General features: G+C 71.5%; 11 protein-coding genes. 4 read left to right on the forward strand and 7 right to left on the reverse strand.

Annotated features, from left to right (window positions below; translation table 11 throughout):
• Nucleotides 1-15 precede the first annotated feature (15 nt).
• The gene (locus EKD16_RS17105) at nt 16-2121 is read right to left on the reverse strand and encodes a DNA gyrase/topoisomerase IV subunit B (RefSeq protein ID WP_131099300.1); all 2106 of its coding nucleotides are present in this window, start codon (nt 2119-2121) and stop codon (nt 16-18) included.
• 660 nt (nt 2122-2781) lie between these two features.
• Between EKD16_RS17105 and EKD16_RS17110 the strand changes: the two genes are divergently transcribed.
• Nucleotides 2782-3012, forward strand: a complete 231-nt coding sequence (locus tag EKD16_RS17110; protein WP_131099301.1) for a DUF7455 domain-containing protein — start codon at nt 2782-2784, stop codon at nt 3010-3012.
• Nucleotides 3013-3149: 137 nt separating this feature from the next.
• On the opposite strand, the gene EKD16_RS17115 is transcribed toward EKD16_RS17110, so the two are convergent.
• Nucleotides 3150-3977: a GNAT family N-acetyltransferase gene (locus EKD16_RS17115; RefSeq protein ID WP_131099302.1), complete on the reverse strand. Its 828-nt coding sequence runs from the start codon at nt 3975-3977 to the stop codon at nt 3150-3152.
• Between the two features lie 192 nt (nt 3978-4169).
• Between EKD16_RS17115 and yaaA the strand changes: the two genes are divergently transcribed.
• The gene (yaaA, locus tag EKD16_RS17120; protein ID WP_131099303.1) at nt 4170-4967 is read left to right on the forward strand and encodes a peroxide stress protein YaaA; all 798 of its coding nucleotides are present in this window, start codon (nt 4170-4172) and stop codon (nt 4965-4967) included.
• 720 nt (nt 4968-5687) lie between these two features.
• On the opposite strand, the gene EKD16_RS17125 is transcribed toward yaaA, so the two are convergent.
• Together EKD16_RS17125 and EKD16_RS17130 are read right to left on the reverse strand one after the other, a co-directional pair.
• Nucleotides 5688-7409, reverse strand: coding sequence for an RNA polymerase sigma factor (locus tag EKD16_RS17125; RefSeq protein WP_242677449.1), 1722 nt, complete (start codon nt 7407-7409; stop codon nt 5688-5690).
• A 414-nt stretch (nt 7410-7823) separates the two neighbouring features.
• Nucleotides 7824-9887, reverse strand: coding sequence for a SpoIIE family protein phosphatase (locus tag EKD16_RS17130; RefSeq protein WP_131102712.1), 2064 nt, complete (start codon nt 9885-9887; stop codon nt 7824-7826).
• A 654-nt stretch (nt 9888-10541) separates the two neighbouring features.
• Here EKD16_RS17130 and EKD16_RS17135 point away from each other — a divergent pair.
• Both EKD16_RS17135 and EKD16_RS17140 read left to right on the forward strand, forming a co-directional pair.
• On the forward strand, nt 10542-10799 hold the full coding sequence (locus EKD16_RS17135) for a hypothetical protein (RefSeq protein WP_131099304.1): 258 nt from the start codon (nt 10542-10544) through the stop codon (nt 10797-10799).
• A gap of 186 nt (nt 10800-10985) precedes the next feature.
• Nucleotides 10986-12539 (forward strand): hypothetical protein, encoded by a 1554-nt coding sequence (locus EKD16_RS17140; protein WP_131102714.1) that lies wholly within the window; start codon nt 10986-10988, stop codon nt 12537-12539.
• A 130-nt stretch (nt 12540-12669) separates the two neighbouring features.
• On the opposite strand, the gene EKD16_RS17145 is transcribed toward EKD16_RS17140, so the two are convergent.
• The 3 genes from EKD16_RS17145 to EKD16_RS17155 all read right to left on the reverse strand — a co-directional run bounded on the left by EKD16_RS17145 (nt 12670) and on the right by EKD16_RS17155 (nt 14869).
• On the reverse strand, nt 12670-13149 hold the full coding sequence (locus EKD16_RS17145; RefSeq protein ID WP_165498593.1) for a hypothetical protein: 480 nt from the start codon (nt 13147-13149) through the stop codon (nt 12670-12672).
• 132 nt (nt 13150-13281) lie between these two features.
• A complete protein-coding gene (locus EKD16_RS17150) occupies nt 13282-14067 on the reverse strand; it encodes a tyrosine-protein phosphatase (RefSeq protein WP_242677018.1) in 786 nt (261 codons plus the stop codon).
• A gap of 73 nt (nt 14068-14140) precedes the next feature.
• A complete protein-coding gene (locus EKD16_RS17155; RefSeq protein ID WP_131099307.1) occupies nt 14141-14869 on the reverse strand; it encodes a nucleotidyltransferase family protein in 729 nt (242 codons plus the stop codon).
• Between the last annotated feature and the right edge of the window lie 20 nt (nt 14870-14889).

Below are 14889 nucleotides of genomic sequence, written 5' to 3' on the forward strand. Positions count from 1 at the left end.
CCGCGGCCGAGCCGCTCAGGTGTCGATGCGGCTGACGTCGAGCTCCTGGGCGCCCTGCGAGATGAACTCCCGGCGCGGCGCGACCTCGTTGCCCATCAGCAGGTCGAAGACCTTGGCCGCCTCTTCGGCGTGCTCGACGCGGATGCGGCGGAGCGTGCGGTGCCGGGGGTCCATGGTGGTCTCGGCGAGCTGGTCGGCGTCCATCTCGCCCAGGCCCTTGTACCGCTGCACCGGCTCCTTCCAGGTCATCTGCTTCTTCTCCAGCTCCAGTAGACGGCGCTGCAGCTCGGAGTCGGTGTAGGTGTAGATGTAGCGGTCCTCGGGCTTGGCGCCGCGCTTCTTGCGGACGTTGGTCAGCTCGATGCGGTGCAGCGGCGGCACCGCGGCGTAGACCCGGCCGGCCTCCAGCATGGGGCGCATGTAGCGGTAGAACAGCGTCAGCAGCAGGCAGCGGATGTGCGCGCCGTCGACGTCGGCGTCGGCCATGAGGATCACCCGGCCGTAGCGGGCGGCGTCGAGGTCGAAGGTGCGGCCCGAACCGGCCCCGATCACCTGCAGGATCGCCGCGCATTCGGAGTTCTTCAGCATGTCCGAGACCGAGGACTTCTGCACGTTGAGGATCTTGCCGCGGATGGGCAGCAGCGCCTGGAACTCCGAGTCGCGCGCCAGCTTGGCGGTGCCCAGCGCGGAGTCGCCCTCGACGATGAACAGCTCGCTGCGGTCCAGGCCCTCGCTGCGGCAGTCGACGAGCTTGGCGGGCAGCGCGGAGCTCTCCAGCGCGTTCTTGCGCCGCTGGGTCTCGCGCTGCTGGCGGGCGGCGATGCGCGCCTTCGCGGCGTTGACCACCTTGTCCAGCACGGCACGGGCCTGCTGCTTCTCACCGCGGCGGGTGGAGGCGAGAAAGGCGCGCAGGTCCTTGCCCACGACCTGGGACACGATGCGCGAGGCGGCCGAGGTGCCGAGAATCTCCTTGGTCTGGCCCTCGAACTGCGGTTCGGGCAGGCGCACGTTGACCACGGCGGTGAGCCCTTCGAGGACGTCCTCCTTGGTGACCGGGTCGTCCTTGTCCTTGAGCAGCTTGCTGGCACGCAGCTGGTCGTTGACCACCCGCACCAGCGCCCGCTCGAAGCCGGTCATGTGCGTGCCCCCCTTGGGGGTGGCGATGACGTTGACGAAGGAGCGCGCCGTGGTCTCGTAACCGGTGCCCCAGCGCAGCGCGATGTCGACCTCCAGTCGGCGGTCGACGTCGGTGGGGGTCATGTGGCCCTGGTCGTCGAGGACGGGCACGGTCTCGGTGAACTGGCCCGAGCCCTGGATGCGCAGCACGTCGTTCACGGCCTCGTCGGGGGCCAGGTAGGTGCAGAACTCCCCGATGCCGCCGTCGAAGCGGAACTCCTCCTCGTAGGTGCCCTCCTCCGGGAAGCGCTCGTCGCGCACGGCGATGGACAGGCCCGGGATGAGGAACGCCGTCTGGCGGGCGCGGTCGAGCAGCGACTCGCGGGCGATGTCGGCGTCCTTGAGGAAGATCTGCCGGTCGGGCCAGAACCGGATGCGGGTACCGGTGACCTTCTTGGCCACCCGGCGGACCTCCTCCACCCCGGAGCCGGCGGTGAAGGGGGCGTCGGGCCCGGCGCCGTCGAAGCCGCCGGGGATGCCTCTGCGGAAGCTCATCGCGTGCGTGCGGCCCTGCCGGTCGATCTCCACGTCCAACCGGCCCGAAAGAGCGTTGACCACCGAGGCGCCGACACCGTGCAGACCGCCGGAGGCGTTGTAGGACCCGGAGCCGAACTTGCCGCCCGCGTGCAGCTTGGTCATGACCAACTCCACGCCCGGCAGGCCGGAGCGGGGCTCGGCGTCCACGGGGATGCCGCGCCCGTTGTCGCGGACCTCGACGGAGCCGTCACCGTGCAGCACGACGTCGATACGGGTGCAGAAGCCGCCCAAGGCCTCGTCGACGGAGTTGTCGATGATCTCCCACATGCAGTGGGTCAGACCGCGGCTGTCCGTGGACCCGATGTACATGCCGGGACGCTTGCGGACCGCCTCAAGTCCTTCCAGGACCGAAAGGTGCCGCGCGGAGTAGTCCTCGGGCTCGTCGACGGCTGCGGTTAGGGCGGTCACGTGGGGTACTCCTGCGTTCGACTGAAAAGACCGGCGCACTCGCCGAGCGGGCGTGCGCTGGACGTGGGCGGACAGGGGGCGGATGCGTTGTCGCCGCTAGCTTGACGCACCGGTGTGACAGGAATGTGACGCCAACGCCGCCGCGCACACCAGGCGGCCGGACCCGGCGATCCGGAGACGGCCGGGGCGCCGCGGGCGGCACCCGGCGGCTCTGCGCCGTCACGGGGTGAGCGCGCCGGTGGCGTGCGGTACACCCGGCCGCAGCGGTGCGGTCGCCTGATCATCACGTGCACACCACGCGCGAGATTACCACCTCGGTTTCCGCGGACTCCGCCGCCTCACCGGCGTTCCGGCGCGGCGGCGGCCCTCGGCGACGCCTCACGGGCCTCCTGGACCCCGTCGGCCACCCGCACGCCACCGCCTCACCCCCGGTCGGGCAAGCCGAGACCGCGAACAAGTAGGGTGATCCCCATCACCATCGATCACCAGGAGAGGGCCCGCCCGTCGGCGGCAAGCGGCGCGAACGCCCGGAAAACCCCCCGTACCGGCGCACCGCACAGGCCGATTCCGCTGATGGCGTACAAAGGGGCTGGTTGGGAAGCTCTTGGTCCGGTTAGATGTTGTGCTGAGTGACTAGCGCCGAGTATTGAGGAAGGCGAAGTGACTGGAACCCTTGCCCCCACCCAGCCGCTGACGGCTGCTGACCGTTGCGACCGTTGTGGTGCGCAGGCGTACGTCCGAGTGGTTCTCAACTCCGGTGGCGAACTGCTGTTCTGCGCGCATCACATGCGTGAGCATGACGATTCGATCCGCAAGATCGCCTCGGAGATCCAGGACGAGACGAGCCGACTGCAAGAGAGCCCGGCCACGTCCGCCGACGAGGAGCGTTAGTTATCGAAAGGCGTGCGGCGGAGGCCCTCCCGCGGGAGGGCCTCCGCCGTTTTCGCGTGCGGTCCCGGTGAAGACCGCGCTTTCGAACCGGGTGGCCCCGTCCGCCGCGCCCGAGCGCGGACGCGCCGGATCGGCCGCTACTCCCGCGCCCGAGGTGAGAGGCGGCTTCGCAGCGCGGCCGCCACCGCGCGGTCCTCGTCGGTCCGCTCGGCCGCGATCGCCGCGTACTCCGCCGGCAGCGCCCCCTCTCGGGGCACGCCGGGAGCGACGCGGTAGCGGTACGTGCACCGTGTGCTGAAACCCGCGCGCTCGTAGACGCGAAGGGCCGCGGCGTTGTCCGCTTCCACCATCAGGTAGGCGTTTTCGGCCCCGCTGAGGCGGGCCCACTCCAGCAGCGCCTCCAGCACGGCGCCGGCCAGCCCGCGCCCGCGGTCGGCGGGGCGCGTGACCATGGCGTACACGCCCGCCCACGCTCCGCTCAGCGCCGCGCAGCCGCGCGCCGCCCCGCTCTCTTCGAGCGCGTAGCCGATCCGCGGCACCCGGTCCAGAATGCGGTGGAGGGCCGCGACGCGCTCGGGAGGCTGCCCGGCCTCGGCCCACAACGCACGCCAGGCGGCGCCGGGCCGCTCGGCCACGGCGACATCCGCGCCGTGAGCGGCGGGCGGCCACTCCCCCAGATCGCGGACGAGCACCTGCGTGGCGGCCTGTTCAGCGTAGCCGCGCCGGGCCAGCACGGCGTCCAGATCCTCGTCACCCGGCCAGGTCTGGAAGCACGGCGCCAGTCCGCGTTCGCGGTAGAACTCCTCGGCGGCCTCGACGCGCGCCCCGGCCTCCAGCCGCACAGCCGAGTTGGCGCGCCGGGTAACGCCCTCGTTCCAGGACAGCCGCCATCCGTCGCGGATCTCGACCTCGGCGGCGGGCCAATCCGCCCCGATCCGCTCCACCCACCCCACGTCCGATACCACCCTCGCCCCTCTCGCTGCCGAACGGCGTCCAAGCTACAGCCTGCCCCTTCGCGGGGAGAAGGCGTTTGTGCGGACCGGCCGCCGCGCCGAACCGGGCCGCGGCGCCTCTATCCTGATGGGCCGGGCGGCGCGGTGTTTCCGCACCGCTGTGCCCCTGCACATCCGACCGCGTTATCGGGGAGGAGCCCGCGCATGCTGATCCTGCTGCCGCCGTCCGAGGGCAAGGCCGCGACCGGCGACGGCCCTCCGGTGGATCTCGGCACGCTGACGCTGCCGGAGGTCGCCCAGGCGCGGGAGGAGGTGACGGCGCACCTGGAGGAGCTGTGCCGCGGCCCACAGGAGCCCGCGCGGGAGGTGCTGGGGATCTCCGCCGCTCAGGGCGAGGCGCTCCGGCGCAACCGGAACCTCTCCGACGCGCCGACGCTGCGGGCCGCCGACCTCTACACCGGCGTGCTCTACGACCGCATGGCACTGCCGGACCTGCTCGACTCCGCTGCGGCCGAGCGGACGGCGGCGTCCGTGTTGATCTTCTCCGGCCTGTGGGGCGTAGTGGCCCCGGGCGACCGGGTGCCGCCCTACCGACTGTCGATGGGCGTGAAGCTGCCCGGAATCGGCCCACTCGGCGCGTACTGGCGCGCTCAGCTCAGCGACCTGCTGGATAAGCGCGCCGAGGGCGAACTCGTCGTCGACTGCCGCTCCTCCACCTACGCCGCGGCGTGGCGGCCCGGCGGCGAAACCGCGCGGCGCACGGTGGCGGTGCGGGTGCTGCGTGAGACCGGCACCGGCGACACGGCGAATCGCACCGTCGTCAGCCACATGGCCAAGGCCGTCCGCGGCTCCGTCGCGCACAGCCTGCTGGCCGAGGGCGTGAACGTGCAGACCCCGGCCGAGTTCGCGGAGGCACTCGGCGACCTCGGCTACCCGGTCGAACTCGGCGAGCCGGCACGCCGCAACCACCCGTGGACACTGGACGTGATCGAGCGCGGGTGAAGACGCCGGGCACGATCGAGCACGGGAGGATGCGCCGCCTTCGACGGCCGACGGAGTGCGGGGTGGTGACACCGCGCACGTACTGCGAGCTTCCCCGCTTTCCACCAAGTGCGCGAAAGGCCCGTGTGACGGGGGGATTTCCGGCACCGTCCGGACGCTGAGCGGCGATAGCGGCACCGCTCGGTAACGAACGGATATCGACGCTTTATCTCGGCCATACACGGCGATCGGCAGGATAGTCGCGTCGGATGAGGAAGTTGTACGGAGCGGTCGCACGGCCGCGGTGCTTCCTGCGGAGTCGCCACACGTACAGGGAGCACCGGTGTCGGCCGGTACCGCGGATGCGTTCCGGGCCGGTCCCCGTGGTCAGGAGGGACCGGCCCGGTCGACCGTCGAATCGGCGCAACGAAATCGCCGAGCGGCACCCGCCGTCCGTACGCACCCTTCGGCGACCGGACGCCCGCCTCTTCGGCGGCGCGCTCGGGCGACCAGGCACCACGAACGACACGGAGCATGGACAACGCAACTCGACGCCGCCGGCCCTCGGCCCAGGCGGCGACGGACCGCCGCCACCGCAGGCGCGCGCCGCGGCGCATACCGTCGCCGATGCGCAGCCGCCCGCTCATCCCAGCGCCGGGATGCCCGGACGCGGGTTCGTGGGCGCAGCGCTCCAGCGGCGGGCTCGTCTTTGCCGAGGTGCGGTTGCGGTGCCGCCGCGCCTCAGTCCAGGTAGTCGCGCAGCACCTGGGAACGGGACGGGTGGCGCAGCTTCGACATGGTCTTACTCTCTATCTGTCGAATGCGCTCGCGGGTCACACCGTAGACCTTCCCGATCTCGTCGAGGGTCTTGGGCTGGCCGTCGGTGAGACCGAAGCGCATCGAGACCACGCCAGCCTCGCGCTCGGACAGCGTGTCCAGCACCGAGTGCAGCTGCTCCTGCAGCAAGGTGAAGCTGACCGCCTCGCCCGGCTGGATCGCCTCGGAGTCCTCGATGAGGTCGCCGAACTCGGAGTCGCCGTCCTCGCCGAGCGGAGTGTGCAGCGAGATCGGCTCCCGACCGTACTTCTGCACCTCGACGACCTTCTCCGGGCTCATGTCGAGTTCCTTGGCCAGCTCCTCGGGCGTGGGCTCGCGGCCCAGGTCCTGCAGCATCTGCCGCTGCACCCGCGCCAGCTTGTTGATGACCTCGACCATGTGCACCGGGATGCGGATGGTGCGCGCCTGGTCGGCCATGGCCCGGGTGATCGCCTGGCGGATCCACCAGGTGGCATAGGTGGAGAACTTGAAGCCCTTGGTGTAGTCGAACTTCTCGACCGCGCGGATCAGACCGAGGTTGCCCTCCTGGATGAGGTCCAGGAACAGCATGCCGCGGCCGGTGTAGCGCTTGGCCAGCGAGACCACCAGGCGCAGGTTGGCTTCGAGGAGGTGCTTCTTGGCGCGGCCGCCGTCCTCGGCGATCCACTCCAGTTCGTCGCGGAAGTCCCGGGTCAGGGAGGCCCCGTCGTCGGCCAGCTTCTCCTCGGCGAACAGGCCGGCCTCGATGCGCTTGGCGAGCTCGACCTCCTGCTCGGCGTTGAGGAGTGCGACGTTTCCTATCTGCTTGAGGTAGTCCTTGACCGGGTCGGCGGTGGCGCCGGCGGCCACGACCTGGGCGGCGGGCGCGTCGTCGTCATCGTCGTAGAGGACGAACGCCTCGTCCTCGGAAGTGTTGGCCGCGGCCTTCTCCGGGATGCCCACGGACTCGGGCTTGACGCCCGAGCCGGCGACAGGCCCTTCGGCGGGCGCGAAGCCGTCGTCCGGGTCCTCGACGAGCTCCAGCTCGACGCCGGTGTCCTCGAACTCCTCGTCGGTCGACTCCAACTCGATGTCCTGGTCCTCGGCGACCTCCAGCGCACCGTCCGCGCCGCCCTCACCCTGGTCGTCCTTGGCGCCGCCCTGGGAGGAGTCGCCGGCGGGAGCCGCCGCCGGAGCGGCGGTGTTGGCGTCCGCGGCCTCGGCGGTCTTCGCCTTGGCCTTGGTCTTCTTGGTCCCCGCGGAGGACTTGGCGGAGCTCTTGCGGGCGGGCTTCTGAGCCGGCTCGGCGGCGGGAGCCGCCGCTTCCTCCTCCGGCGCAGCCTCCGGGGCCGGGGCCGCGGCGGCCGCACGCTTCTTGGGCGCGGTGGCGGTGGCGGCCGGCGACGCGGAGTCGACGACAGCGGTGACGGTGTCGGTCTGCTCCTGGGCCGCGGCGGCGCGCTTGGCCTTGGGGGCGGCCTCGGCCGCGTTCTTGGCGGTCTCGCGCTTACGGCCCGCCGCGGACTTGCGGCCCGCCGCCGACTTGCGCCGGGACGGGGCCGACTCCTCGGCGCCCACGACGAGGGTCACGCCCTCTTTGGTCAGGCTGCGAAGCACGGCCTGCGCCTGCGACATGGGGATGTCGGCCTCCTCGAAGGCACGGCGCACGTCCTCGGGCTCAAGGTACCCCTGGGACCGCCCACGCTCGATCAACTGCTGGATGACGGGCTCGTGCAGCGAGTCCGGCTGCTTAGAGCGGGTCGAACTGGCAGGTGACACAAACACCTCTCGAACGGACGTGTGGCGAGATTGCTGGACCCGGCGGCCCTATGAGCCGCGAGGGGAGAGCTGCCGCCTCTCCTCGCTCTTGCCCGGGAGCATCCCCGCCTGGCCGACGGGGACACCGACTTCTTTCAGCGTATGCGCCCTCTCTAGCGTTTGGGCACATCCGCCCAGTAGGATCTTGCCGCGCCGTGCGCGGAACCGAACCCACCGTCGGGTCCTCGAACCCACCCCCCGCCGCAGCGGGGCTGATGGCTCCTCCACCTTAGGCAAAGTGTCGGACTTCTTCGTACGGTCTATCTACTCCGGTGCGCTGTCCATCACCGGGAGGTGGACGGCGAGCAGCGTGACGTCATCGTCCTGCTCATACCCTGCGAGCATGCCCTCAACAAGGTACTGGAGCATGTGCTGTGGATCGCCCACCACCTCCGGCCGCGCTTGGGACGCTACGGTGACCAGTTCGTCGAGACCGGAGGCGACAGCACGCTTTCGGTTCTCAACAAGTCCATCGGAATAGAGCACCACGGTGTTACCGGGTTGCACGAAAAACTTGTGGTGTCCCCGTTCGGAGCTGACTCCCAGAGGGGTGTCGGGCTCGGCCTCCAGCAGCCAGGGGCCCGCCTGCTCGGTAACGACCAGCGGGGGCAGGTGGCCGGCGTTGCTCAGGTCGATCTGGCCGGTCTCGGGGTCGAGAACGAAGTAGACGAGGGTGGTCACCTGGTCGGCGCCCTCGGTGGCGTCGAACATCCGGTCCAGGCCGGTGAGGACGTCGGCCGGCTCGGGCATGCTGAACGCCAGGGCGCGCAGCGCGTTGCGCACCCGGCTCATGCCGGTCGCGGCCTTGATGCCCTTGCCCATGACGTCGCCGAGCACGCCGGCGACGCGGCCGTCGGGCAGCGGGAAGGCGTCGTACCAGTCGCCGCCGACCTGCACGTGCTGGGTGCCCGAACGGTAGAACGCCTGCATCCGGATGCCCTTGACCTTGGGCAGGTCCTCGGGCAGCAGGCTCGTCTGCAGCGCCTCCGCCGTGCGGTGCTCGCGCTCGAAGAGCTTGGCCCGCTCCAGAGCGAGGGCGCACTGGCCGGCGAGCGCTTCCAGGAAGACCTTCTCTTCGTCGGAGATGTCGCGCGCGGAGGCGAAGGCGAAGCGCAGCGCGCCGATGGGCTGGCCGGCGCTGAGCAGCGGCAGCGCGACCCAGGCCCGCTGGTCGGTGGCGTGCAGGAACTCCAGGACCTCGGTGTCGTCCTCGTCCTCCAGCAGGGCCCGCAACTCGGCGGGGTTCTGGGCGATGAAGGGCTTCTTCTCGCGGACCGCCATGTCCATCGTCGCCGGACAGCCCGGGGCCGCGTAGCCCGGCCGGGCGGCCGAGCGGGCACCGGGATCGTCGCTGAGCATCGACAGGCGCAGGCTGTCGGGGTCCAGTTCGCCCAGGGTGGTGGTGTCGGCGCCCACGGCCGACTGGCCGATCTCCGTCATGGCTTGGACGACCTCGCCCACCGTCAGCGCCTCCGCGAGGTCCGCGGTGGCCTTCTGCAGCCGCACGGTGCGCAGCGCCGCCTCGCCCAACTGCTGGGTGAGGCGCTGGCGCATGTCGTCGGCCTCGTGCTGGGTGGTGATGTCGCTGTGCGCGCCCACCCACTCCATCAGCGAATCGCCGCGCATGATCGGCACGGCCCGGGAGCGGTAGTAGCGGAAGTCGCCGGACTGGGTGCGCACCCGGAAGATCTCGTCGAAGGTGGTGTGATCGGCGACCGCGTCGTTCCAGGCGCGCTCGACCTGTTCGTGGTCGTCGGGATGGGCGGCGTCGAGCCAGCCGCGGCCCAGGTACTGCTCGGCCGTCTGTCCGGTGATGGTGCGCCACTCGGGGCAGTCCTCGCGCACGGTCCCGTCGGCGTCGGCGGTCCACACGACCTGGTTGGTGGCGGTGAGCAGGGAGCGGTAGCGCTCCTCGGTGCGGCGCAGCGCCACCTCGGCGGTGTAGCGGTCGGAGAGGTCGACCGCGATGAGCGCCACTCCGTCGATCTCGCCGTCGGCGCGGGCAGGGTACCAGGCCAGCGACCACCCGTGCTGCCTGCCGGTGTCGTCGGGCTCGGTGCCGGCGGCGCGGTGGTCGGTGTCGACCACGCCCTCACCCGCGAGCACGGCCGCTATCGCCGCCTCGTGGGCGGCGGCGTCGTCGGCCGACGGCAGGACCTCCGAGGGCGCGCGGCCGCGGCAGGCGGACTCCTCGATGCCGTAGATCGCGGCCAGCGCGCGGTTCACGCGCTGGAACCGGCCCGCCTGGTCGAAGAACGCGAAGCCGATGGGGGCCTCACGCAGCAGGGTGTCCAGCAGGGCGGAGTCGACGGGGCCCAGTTCGGACATGCGCGGGGGCGGGACGGACGTCTCGGTGCTCAACGATGACACCTCCGGGGTCCTTTCCCCCGTTTCGAGGGGACTCGCCTGGGCGAGCGCCAGAAGCTTAACCAATGCGGGCCGGGCACCTGTGGAGGCGGGAGCCACTCCGTCCACGGCTCACCGGTGGTCGCGCCGATCACTCCCTATCGTCCATGACTCACCGGCGGCGCGCGATCCCCTGCGGGCGGACCCGCGCGTGGCCGGGCCGGGACCGCCACCGCATCAGCATAGGCCACAACCGCGTCGACTCGCCGAGACGGGGCACAGCGGAAAGTCAGCGGCCATAGCGGATGGCAAATAATACGCCGTCACGTCCAGCATAGGGGCGTGTTCGCTGTTTCGGTCATCCTTTTCCGAATCAGCAGTGGTTTGTCCCTGCTAAGAGCGGGAAATCCGAAATCGGTGCACGCACGCCACCTGTCCGAAATAAACCGCGACGCCGCCGGTACCTTGCGGCCGGCCCGCGCCGGCGGGTGTCGGAGCGCCCCGTCCACCGCGGGCCAGCAGCGCGCAAAACCTCGTTAAGGCCGCCCGCTGCGGGGGTTGACACCCCGCCACAACGCAGTGAAATGGATGGTGGTCGCCGTCCAGACCACAGCCAGCGAGGGGGCGTGAGCGAGGATGCTGCAAACCTATCCCGTAGGTGATCTCCAACGAATCGCGGGCCGACTCCAGGGCGAGTTCGGCGCGCTGTCCCACCGTTGCGTCGAGCGCTGTGTCAACGACACCTGGAAATGCGCAGAGCACCTGGGCTTCAGAGTCACCCCCGGGTTGGTGGAGCGCGTAGCGCGCGAGCACCTGCAGGCGATGATCAAGTCCGCCCCGCCCTCCGGGCTCATCGTCCCGCCCCGCATCCACGGCCACGGCCGGCCGGCCTAGCGTCCGCCGTGTCGCGGCGCACGGGCGCGCGCCGCGACGGGCGCGCACGCGCACTTTCGGCACGCGGTGATCGCACCGATGCACCCTGGCCGATGGTCCGGGTGCCCTAGGCTCTGTGGGGTGTCCGTACCGCCCCACTCAGACCAGCCGGATCCGGGTGCCATGCCAGAGGCCGTTTTCGCCGAGATGCTGCGCGCCGCACGCACCCTGCTCGCGACCCGTGAACCGCTCGACGCCGAGATCGGCGTCAGCGAGATGCTCGGCTCGTGGTGGGGCCGCCGCGTGCCCGGAGTCGACGTCGAGCGCCTGCTGGGCGAGGGCCTGGTCGCCCACGCCGAGGCCTCGGGTTCGGCGGCCGGTCTTGCGCTGCTCACCGGCATCGCCGTTCTGGGCACGACCGTGCATCAGCGCGAGCTGGCCGAAAAGGGAGCGACGGCGCTCGCCGAGAACGGGGCGGCGCGCCCGGTCTGGGCCGATGCGATCGGACGTGCCCGGCCCGTGGCGGCCTACGTCTCGGGCAACCGCTTCGGCGACACCGACGACATCATCACCACGTTCCGCTACGACGGTGCGGACTCCGGCTCAGACGCCGGCGAGCACGCCCTGATCGCCGTCGTCGACCACAACAGCGGCGGCGTGCTGCGCGACGCCTGGGTGACCACCAAGGTCGAGCAGCTGCTGGCGCACTGCCGCGGCCGCGCCGAAGGCGGCGACCCGATGGCGACCTTCGCCCAACTGAAGCTGGAGCGCGCCCGCGTGCTGCTGGAGAGCGCCGTGACCCAGACCGACCGCGCCATCGCCGCGGGCTCGGGCGGCCAGGGCATCACCGACGGGTCGCCGGCCGCCCACCACGCCCTGATCCGGTCGCGCGTGCGGGTGCTGCCGCGCGAGCCCGCGAGCCAGAACCGCACCGCGCGCAGCCGCGACCGGCGGGCGGTGCTCGCCGCGCGGTTCCTGGCCTCCGACGCCGCCGCCGAGTTGTCCGACTCCTACGCGGCGAGCCGCTGCGTCGACCACATCATCGCCTACGGCTGCGACGTGGACAGCGACCGCCCGCTGCGGGTGAGCCCGCGCAAGGTCGAGGCGTTCCTGCTGAGATGGCTGCCCCGGCGGGTCATCCTGCTGCCCGAGGAGCACGAGGCCATGCCGCACGTGCTGGCCGCCTGGATCCGCTGGGCGGGGCCGCGCCACGGCCTCCCGGAGGTGGCGGTCAGCGCGACGCTGGACGCACTCTGGGAGGCCACCGCCGCGTTCACCACCTCCTACCTGGACGTCTCCGCCTCGTTCGGGCTTCCCGCGAAGGTGGTGCGGCGCCTGCTGCCCGACGGCGACCTGTCGGCGCTGCCACGCCGCATGTTCGCGTTTCCGCTGCTGACCAGCGACCTGCTCGCCGAGTCCGAGGACGAGTTCGACCCGGCCACGCGCGAGGGGCGGCGGGCGCTGCTGCGGCTGGACCACTTCGGCGAGTACGAGTCCCCCGTCCGGCACAAGGGCAGGCACTCCACCGGCATCCCCGATACCGGCCGGGCCGCCGACCCGGCCGCCACGGAGGAGGCGCTGGACGCCCACGAGCAGCTGGCCGAACGCCTCTGGAAGGGCGACCCGCCCCAGCTGTGGAGCGCGGCCGAACGGCTGCTCGACCGCGGCCACGAGCGCCCCGTGGTCCTGCGCACCCTGATGGAGGTGCTGGGGGACGCCGAGCCCGGCGAGGACGTATCCGGGCGGCTGGAAGACCTCTGAGGCGCCGACCGGAAACCCCCGGGCGGTGGGGCGTGATCAGCGCTGGGAGTACCGCACCGAGCCGAGACCGCGCGGCCCCGGCCGGCAGCGGCAGGCGGGGCCGGATGCAGGCCTTCGCCGTCCACCCGCTTCAGGACGCGACTAACACTCCCACGAAGCCGATCAGCACGACCCCCGTGATCGCGAACCCGATCCGGTACGGATACCGCTCGACAAACGAAACCAGGTGCAGCCCCGGGTACATCTTGGCGAGCTCACCGGAGTCGACCGGGCGCCGGGGACCGCTGCGCCGGACTCCGAGCGCTCTCACCAGCCGGCCGATGTCCCCGCGGGCATAGTTGCGGGCGTTGATCCTCAGGAGCAGGGTGCGCCGGGCGTCCAGTAGGAACACGGTCTCGACGTGCGGCCCTTGGGGCGCGACGATGGTGGCGCGCACCACCTCCGCCACGCTCGACCGTGCCCGCCGCCGCTGGAGCACAGCGCCGCGATGGACGATCTCCTGCGGTGTCAGCAGGATCCGGGAGCGGTAGAGGTGCAAGGCGCTGAGAACGACCATCACCGCGAACAACGCGGCCACACCCGACCCGATCACCGGACCCGCCTCCAACACCGCGCTGAGGCTTGCCCCGGCGCCCACCACGGTAGCCAGGGCCAGGTTCGCCGGCCCTTTCCGGACGTCGGGCCGGACTACGAGATCCTTTCTGCCGCTGCGCACCTCCCGGCCCCTCCCGCCCATCGGCTCCTACTCCAGCATCCGCCCGCGCAAGGCGTCGATCGTGGACTGCGCCAACCCCAGACCCTCGGCCGCATACGCCTCGAAGGAGCCGAAGGCCTCCTCCACTTCGGTGTAGGCCGCCTCCAGGTAGGAGCGGCGGCACTCCACCATCGGCCAGACCAGCTCCGGGTCGACACCCGACTGCTCGGAGATGTCGCGCATCGCCGCCCGCAGTCCGGCCAGCCGGTCATTGCTGGCGAGGTAGTCGGCGAAGACGGTCTCGCGCGGCACGTCCAGCAGCTCCAGCACCAGCGCCGCCGCCCACCCGGTGCGGTCCTTGCCTGCGGTGCAGTGCACGACGGTCGGGCCGGGGCCCGCGGCGATGCGCCGGACCGCCTCGGCGTAGCCGGCGCGGGCTTCCTCACCGGTGACGAGGATGCGGTTGACCTCGTGCATGAACCGGGTCGCGCCGCCGTCGCCGAACACGCTCTCGGCTCGGGACGGGTCGGTCAGCACCTCCACCAGATCGGCGCCCGTGGAGTGGTCGCCCTGCACGTCCAGCGGGATGTAGTCGGCGCCGTCGGGCAGCAGGTCGGCGTTGTTTTCGCGCTCGAAGACCGTACGCAGGTCCACGACCTGCCGGATGCCCAAGTCGCGCAGCGCCGCCAGGTCGGCGTCGTCCAACCGGTCGAGGGCGCCGGAGCGGTAGGCGACGCCGGATCGGACACGGCCGCCGCCGCGCGTGCGGTATCCGCCGAGATCGCGGAAGTTGGGCGCCTGGGAGAGCAGCCGCGGTGCTTCGTTCGTCGTCACGGGCGCGACGATACCGCGCACCGGGCGCCCCGCCCGCTCCGCCCCTCGCCGGCGGCGCCGCAGCCTACCCGGCTCAGGTGACCCGCGCCGACCCCCGAAGCGCCGGGATCTGCTCGCCGGCCTCCTTGACATCCTTGACCGTGTCGACACCGCGCCAGAAGCCGTTGATGCGGTACCCGAACAGGCGGCCCTGCGCGGCCAACTCGGGGAAGGTGGTGGACTCGTGGTCGCCCTTGGCCGGCAGCAGTTCGGTGGCCGACGGCTCGAAGACGTAGACGCCGGCGTTGATCCAGAACGGCAGCATCGGACTCTGCGTGAACCCCTCGATCGCGCCGTCGTCGGTGACGTCGACGATGCCCCAGCTCGTCTGGTACTGGGCGAGCGCCAGGGTGGCCGCGCCGCCCTTGTCCCGGTGGTAGGCGGTGAACTCGTCCAGCGGGAACCAGGTGAGCACGTCGCCGTTGAGGGCGAAGTAGGGCTCGGGGGACTCGTACAGGCCCGACGCCGCGTACCGGAGGGCGCCGCCGCGGCCCAGCGGCTCGTCCTCCACCAGCAGCGTGATGTCCGGCCCGGCCGGGTGGCCGTCCAGGTGCTCGCGCAGCACCTCGGCCTTGTAGCCGCAGGAGACGACGACGTGCTCGACGCCGTGCGAGGCCAGCCACTCCAGCTGGTAGTCGATGATCGGCCGGTCGGCGACCTCGACCATGGCCTTGGGGCGGGTGTCGGTGTAGGGACGCAGCCGGGTCGCCTGCCCTCCGGCGAGGATCACGGCCTGGCGCACGGGGGTGTTGGGTCCACTCATGGGCCGGACACTAGCAGCAG

This window comes from Streptomonospora litoralis, assembly GCF_004323735.1.
GTDB classification, from domain to species: Bacteria; Actinomycetota; Actinomycetes; order Streptosporangiales; family Streptosporangiaceae; genus Streptomonospora; species Streptomonospora litoralis.